This is a genomic window from Acidisoma sp. L85 (genome assembly GCF_009765865.1).
GTDB lineage: Bacteria > Pseudomonadota > Alphaproteobacteria > Acetobacterales > Acetobacteraceae > Acidisoma.
The window spans coordinates 56,664-63,115 of sequence record NZ_LMUQ01000021.1 but is presented as its reverse complement, the minus strand read 5'-3'; the positions used below and the strand labels follow the sequence as shown (position 1 = coordinate 63,115).

Below are 6,452 nucleotides of genomic sequence, written 5' to 3'. Positions count from 1 at the left end.
TGGCGGCGACGTTGATCATCCCGCCGCCGCAGCATGGGCAGATAACGAGGGAACGGCCCGTCAACTGGAGGTAGCGTAACCGGTAATCCCCACCCATTCCAGTGTCCTGGGGAGCAGGGGCTGTGAGTAGTCGCCTGCACTGCACGAGTTTTGCGGCACGATGGCCATTGGCGAGGTAGCCGTAATGACGGATGCGATGGAAGCCGTTCGGAAGAACGTGCAGCAGAAACCGCCGGATGAACTCGTCCGCGTCGAGCGTCATCACTTTGCGCTTGTCGTGATGTCGATAATCTTTCCACAGGAAGCTCACTTGACCACCGGTCATGTCAACGAGACGGCTGTTGGCGATGGCAACTCGATGAGTATAGCGGCCGAGATACTCAAGGACCTTCGCGGGGCCGCCAAACGGACGCTTGGCATAGACGACCCAGGGCGCCTTGCGCAGCGGCTTCAGGAGGGCGGCGAACGCCGCCGGCTTGGCCAGCGCGGCGAGCTCGCAGAAGAACTTCAGCCGGCCCTCGTCGAATGCGGCTTGGAGCAGGGTTAGGAAGAGACGACGATAGAGGGTTGATAACACCCTCACGGGCAGAAAGAAGCCTGGGCGGCAAGCGACCCATTTTGTGCCGTCGGGGGATGAGCCGCCCCCCGGGACCACGCAGTGCAGATGAGGATGATGCTGGAGAGCTTGCCCCCACGTATGCAGAACGGCGACCATACCAATCTCGGCCCCCAGATGCTTGGGGTCGGCGGCGATGACGCGCAGCGTCTCGGCCGCCGCCTTGAACAATATGCCGTAGACGACGGCCTTGTTCTGGTAGGCCACCTCGGCAATCGCTGTCGGCAAGGTGAAGACGACGTGGAAGTATGGCACTGGGAGCAAGTCGGCCTGCCGGTCGGCCAACCATTCGGCGCGAGCGAGCCCCTGGCACTTCGGGCAGTGCCGATTGCGGCAGGAATTATATGCGACCCGCGTGTGCCCGCAGTCGCCGCATTGCTCGACATGGCCACCGAGTGCCGGCGATCGGCAGGCTTCGATGGCCCCCATGACCTTCCTTTGGTCGAGGCTGAGGTGGCCGGCATGAACGTCGCGATAGACAGCGCCGCAGCGACGGAACACGTCCGCCACTTCTGGCCCACCACGCATCGGGGGGCCTCAGCCTGGTGGCCCTACGTCGAGATTCATCCGGTCCAGCGGACTGACGGTTCCGGCGATGACGTTCGTGGCAACCCTGGTGTAGATGGCTGTCGTCATCAGCCGGGCATGCCCGAGCAGCACTTGGATGATGCGGATGTCGGTTCCACTTTCCAGCAGATGAGTCGCGAAACTGTGCCGCAGGATATGGACCGTGACGACCTTGTCGATCTCGGCCTCGCGTGCTGCCGTGCGGCACGCCGCCTGTAGAGTAGCCGCGCAGACCGGTTGGCCGTCATCTCGACCGGGGAATAGCCAGTGGGCAGGTTTAGTGAGCCGCCAATAGGCTCGCAGGATGGTGAGCAACTGAGGTGAGAGCATGACATAGCGGTCCTTGCCGCCTTTGCCGTGCTCGATCCTTATGATCATGCGGCGACTGTCGATGTCGGCGATCCTCAGCGCGACGACTTCAGAAACCCGTAGACCGGCACTGTAGGCTGTAGTCAGTGCCGTTCGGTTACGCAGACCAGGAACCGCCTGAAGAAAGCGAACGATCTCGTCCACGCTCAACACAACCGGCAGCTTTCTGGGTTCCTTCGCGCTCACGATACGAAGGGCAGCGTCTTTGCGCCCGAGGGTAATGCCGTAGAAGAAACGCAAGGCACAGGACACCTGGTTTATATGGGACCAGGACATACCGAGGCCGGCGAGGTGGACCTGATAGGTTCTGACCTCCTCATTGCCGAGCTGATCAGGGGCGACACCAAAGAAACGGCTGAACTTCGCGACCGCGTACACGTAGGATTGCTGGGTTGCTGGCGAGAGGTTTCGAACCGTCATGTCATCAAGAAGCCGCCGACGGAGCGGGGTCATCTGAGCCATCACAAGGTCTCCTGTCTGATGATTGGGGTCTGGACAACCGCAATCCTCTCAGACAGGAGGCACCTCAGGCCACGCCTTCTCTTACTCCCGCGCTAGCGGGTTCGTTGCGTGCCTAGCATGTTCGATAGCTTGGGGGTGAAAGTCCCCTGGCCAACCTGATGGAGGTGAAGGCTTAGCGAAGCACAAGGGCATCACTGCGAGGCAATGTCTGAAGGAAGTGTGGAGCAAAACCGCGACCTGACGAACAGAAACCGGATACGAGGCGTCCCTGGCCGGACGAGCGAGCAACGGATCGCGAAGTCCACATCCATCAAAGGCCAGGGCTGTAGATCCGGCAGGGGTGCGGGGAAGGCGATCGAACTTACCTAGGGAGGCCTGCGTCACGTTCCGCATTTGGAACTGAGGGAACCGCGAGGGGACCTGACCGGGGCGCAGGAGTCAGCAGAGGGCATAGTAGGTCATGCAGTCGGCAAGGTTAGTGAGGCACTCCATGCCGAAAGGCGGAGCAACGGATAGACCGAGCCGGAAACGATGGCTGAAGGCCCGAACGATTGGGAGCGGCAAGTAGGACTGGCAACTCATGAGTGGAAAGCGACAGAACATCCAGCACGTACTGGCCTTGGAGTCGAACGATCGAGGTGAAACCCCGGCCGTCGCACACCCGAGGGCCGAACCACCTGTGGCGAAACCAGCATTCGAAAGCCCGGCTGTGACGGAATACCTCATGGAGGAGGTGTGTGGCGGAGAGAATCTCCGAAGTGCGTGGAAACGCGTTCGAAGGAACCAGGGGAGTCCTGGCGTGGATGGGATGACCATCGACGACGCCAAGGTCTACCTGCGTGAACACTGGCCAAGCATACGGTCTCAATTGCTCGACGGAACCTACCAGCCGCAACCGGTCAAGCGGGTCGAGATACCCAAGCCGGACGGCGGGGTCAGAAAACTCGGCGTGCCTTGCGTCGTCGATAGACTGATCCAGCAAGCTATGCTGCAGGTCCTGCAAGAGCGGTGGGACCCGACGTTTTCTGAGCATAGTTTTGGCTTCCGGCCGGGGCGTTCGGCCCATCAGGCGGTGGCCCAAGCGCAACACTATGTTGCCGAGGGCTACAACGTCGTCGTTGATCTCGACCTCGAAAAGTTCTTTGACCGAGTTAACCACGATTGTCTGATGGCCCGCATTGCCGCGCGGATAGCCGACAAACGCGTGCTCAAAGTCATCCGGGCTTTTCTCAAGGTCGGGGTGATGGAAGACGGCCTGGTCCTTCCGGTGGATGAGGGGACCCCGCAAGGCGGTCCGCTCTCGCCCCTTCTAAGCAACATCATGCTCGACGATCTCGACAAGGAGTTGACCCGCCGAGGTCACCGCTTCTGCCGGTACGCGGACGACTGCAACATCTATGTCCGCAGCATCCGCGCCGGGGAACGGGTCATGGCCTCGGTAAGCCAGTTCCTGACCCAGAAGCTGCGGCTGAAGGTCAACGAGACGAAGAGTGCGGTAGCGCAGCCAGAGGAGCGCAAGTTTCTCGGATTCAGCATCTCGAATGACGGGAGCGAGCGGCGCATCGCGCCAAAAGCCCTCGACAAATTCAAGGACTGGGTCCGGGAAATGACCAGCCGGATACGGGGGCTCAGCCTGTCGCAGATTATCGAGGAACTCGCGCCATACCTCACCGGGTGGCGCAGCTACTTCGGCTTCTGCCAGACCCCCCGAGTGCTCACAAATCTGGAGGCGTGGATTCGCCGAAGATTACGCTCATATCTTTGGCGACAGTGGGGGAACGGGCACAACCGCTTCAAAGAACTGCGACGCCGCGGCGTATCGCAGTTCAGAGCAGCCGTCGCCGCCGGCTCACCAACGGGATTCTGGCGCATGTCAGGACACCCGGCGGTCCAAGCCGCCCTGCGCAACCACCACTTCGACTCACTCGGTCTCCCCCGACTCTATGTTCCGGCATCGGCTTAACCCGGTCGAACCGCCGTGGTACGTGACCCGTATGCCCGGTGGTGTGGGAGGGGTGGCGTCGCGAGACATCCCCCTATCCCGATCAATCCGCACTTTTGGACCCTTGCTGGCTTCGGCGACGGCAGATGGCGCTGAGGCCAACCGCTGCGTCTGATCAGCGAAACTTCCTCCCCCATCGCCGTGATCAAGGCAGCCCACCCTCCCCCTCCTGCATAGGTACGGCAATGTCCACGGTGACGGTTCGTCGAACCCTATTGGCTGAGGTCTTGCTGGAACCATTTGCTGCACGTTGCAGCGCGCATGCCATCGACGATGATGGTATACTGGGGCTGGAACGATTGTTTCACAAATGGAGACAATCAGTGAAGACGGGTCCCTACGTCGGGCGCGTGCCGGCTTGTTGTGGAGGATACCCGCGAGCCGGTGCTCCTCAGATGTAGACGGATAACTTGGTGCGAGTGGCCGATCCAGCCAGCAACTAAGCTGCCGCCGTTTTCCTGTTTGGATCTGAGAACTTCCGGAAAACTCATTTATTAACATGTTTCTGGGAAAACGTCACCTGCTGCATTCGCTTTGCGCCACGGCGTCGTCTTCTGGCTGCACCTTCGCTATCGGGGGGCCAACGGCTCAGGATGCCGCTAGCACGAGCAGAGCAGCGAACGCGGCAAGCGATTGTGTGTACGAGAACTCCCGGCGCCGCAGGACCGTGACGATGGCGGCGGTGATGATGATGGCACCAAGATATACCTACGCCGCGGCCGGACAGAGGTCGTCTTCGACGGCACACCGGCCCGGGCACGCTAATTGCGGCGGTGCCGTATGTTCGCTTCCGCTGGTGGAGTGAGAAAGGCGCGATCCGCGTCAATGTCGTCGTTTGACGACCGCGGGAACCCGCTTCCGGGCATGGACAGAGATTGGTGGCCGCACATTGGAGCTACGCCCGAACAGCTTGACAGGCTCCTGTCAAACTTGGGGCAGCTTCAAATCAACGATGGCCGATTGCAGCTTATCGATCATCTCTATAAGTTTGCTTACTTCAACCTCACGCATGTGGTCGATCTTCTCATGAAGCAGCTCAATCTCCAGTTCCGATTTCAAGTTGACGTCGTAATCACTCTTCGCGGCGCTGCGGTCGAGAACGGCTTGCCGGTTCTGGCTCATCATGATGATCGGCGCAGTGTAGGCTGCTTGAAAAGATAACACTAGATTGAGAAGAATGAAGGGATAAGGATCCCAATGCCGCATTAAGGCAATCGTATTCAAAATCATCCAGATGACAAGTAGGATGCTTTGAATAATGATAAAACGCCATGACCCGACGATGCCGGTAACTGCATCGGATACCCGAGCGCCTGTGGTCTCCCCTGGTTGAATGGCCCCCTTGCGAAGGCGATCGGGGCGGCGCCGCAAATGGGCTAGCAGGCGCAACTCTTCCTGAGGCAGTGCATACTTTATTCCTGTCACGGGGGCTCCCTTTTTGCCGCTTTACTGTGCTTGGTGGGAGCGCGCGTGAGCTACGGAGAGGCCAAGCTGCTACCGCCAGCCGGCATTGACTAAGTTAGGCGTCCAGCGCCACTGAGGAAATTGTGAACGGTACACGCCGCGTCCGCAAGCCGGCCAATTTCGGCTCCCATATAGCTGTCCCGTGAATGACCCGTTTTCTGGCACATGTAAGCGGCCAATTTTTCTCCATCGAAGTCTTCCCTCCAGACGACCTGATCCAGCGCTAGGTAGAACCGGTGCATGTCTGGCCGCTGTGTCGTGTACCAGGTATCCGTCGTTAGGAAGTCGTCAAAAACTTCATACATTTTGAACTGCCTCAACTATCCGGCTTGGATGGTGCCCTGCCGCGGTTTCCATGGCTTGATTCATATCAAATTGTTCGCTTCCACAGTTATTTTTGGCGACGTCTTGAGGTTGGCCTTCCCCAGTCGCAGAGATGAGGATTTGATCGCCGCTGGATCGCCCGTAAGGCTTCAAGTTGCCCCCACTATCTTCAAAGCGCGGCCGACCGTCGCCGCCAACGGTCAGAAATCGCTTCCGACCATCACCCCTTAGCGCGGTCCGCCCTGCTGCTCTATCGCCTGAGCCAGAGCTCCAACCAGGGCTGGAGAGGCTAGTCCCAGGTCCTAATCAAGGCGGCCGGAGGATGTCACGAGCACGGTTTCACGTCCCCGTCATTCAACTGTTTCCCGGGCGGAGACCTTCCCTCTGACAGCGGTGTAGCGCCTCTGGGCCGCCTCATCCCACGCTTGCGGCGATCCCCGCCGGCACCACGACTCGTCGAGAACCTTCGTCATGTCGTTCCACCTAGCCGACGTCGGTTAGCCAGCTTGGGCCGCCTAGATCTTGGCTGATCCAGAGACCGGCTTCACCCGGCTAGTCACAAGCGAAGCCGATCCGGTGCGACCGCGTAGCGAAGTGTATTAGGAAGGCCCGCTTCCTGCGCACAACCTTCCTTGCTCAACCGACGCT

At 59.9% G+C, this 6,452-nt stretch carries 4 protein-coding genes; 1 reads left to right on the top strand and 3 read right to left on the bottom strand.

The window, feature by feature from the left end; translation table 11 throughout:
* Together GSQ83_RS03780 and GSQ83_RS03775 are read right to left on the bottom strand one after the other, a co-directional pair.
* The coding region (locus GSQ83_RS03780) for an IS91 family transposase (RefSeq protein ID WP_158801575.1) at positions 1 to 1,144 on the bottom strand (1,144 nt) is incomplete at its 3' end.
* A 9-nt stretch (positions 1,145 to 1,153) separates the two neighbouring features.
* On the bottom strand, positions 1,154 to 2,014 hold the full coding sequence (locus GSQ83_RS03775) for a site-specific integrase (protein WP_158801551.1): 861 nt from the start codon (positions 2,012 to 2,014) through the stop codon (positions 1,154 to 1,156).
* Positions 2,015 to 2,693: 679 nt separating this feature from the next.
* Here GSQ83_RS03775 and ltrA point away from each other — a divergent pair.
* Positions 2,694 to 3,977 carry a group II intron reverse transcriptase/maturase gene (ltrA, locus tag GSQ83_RS03770; protein ID WP_371417957.1) on the top strand — a complete coding sequence of 428 codons (1,284 nt, stop codon included), beginning with the start codon at positions 2,694 to 2,696 and terminating at the stop codon, positions 3,975 to 3,977.
* A gap of 963 nt (positions 3,978 to 4,940) precedes the next feature.
* Here ltrA and GSQ83_RS03765 read toward each other — a convergent pair.
* A complete protein-coding gene (locus GSQ83_RS03765; RefSeq protein ID WP_158801549.1) occupies positions 4,941 to 5,441 on the bottom strand; it encodes a DUF1003 domain-containing protein in 501 nt (166 codons plus the stop codon).
* Positions 5,442 to 6,452 lie beyond the last annotated feature (1,011 nt).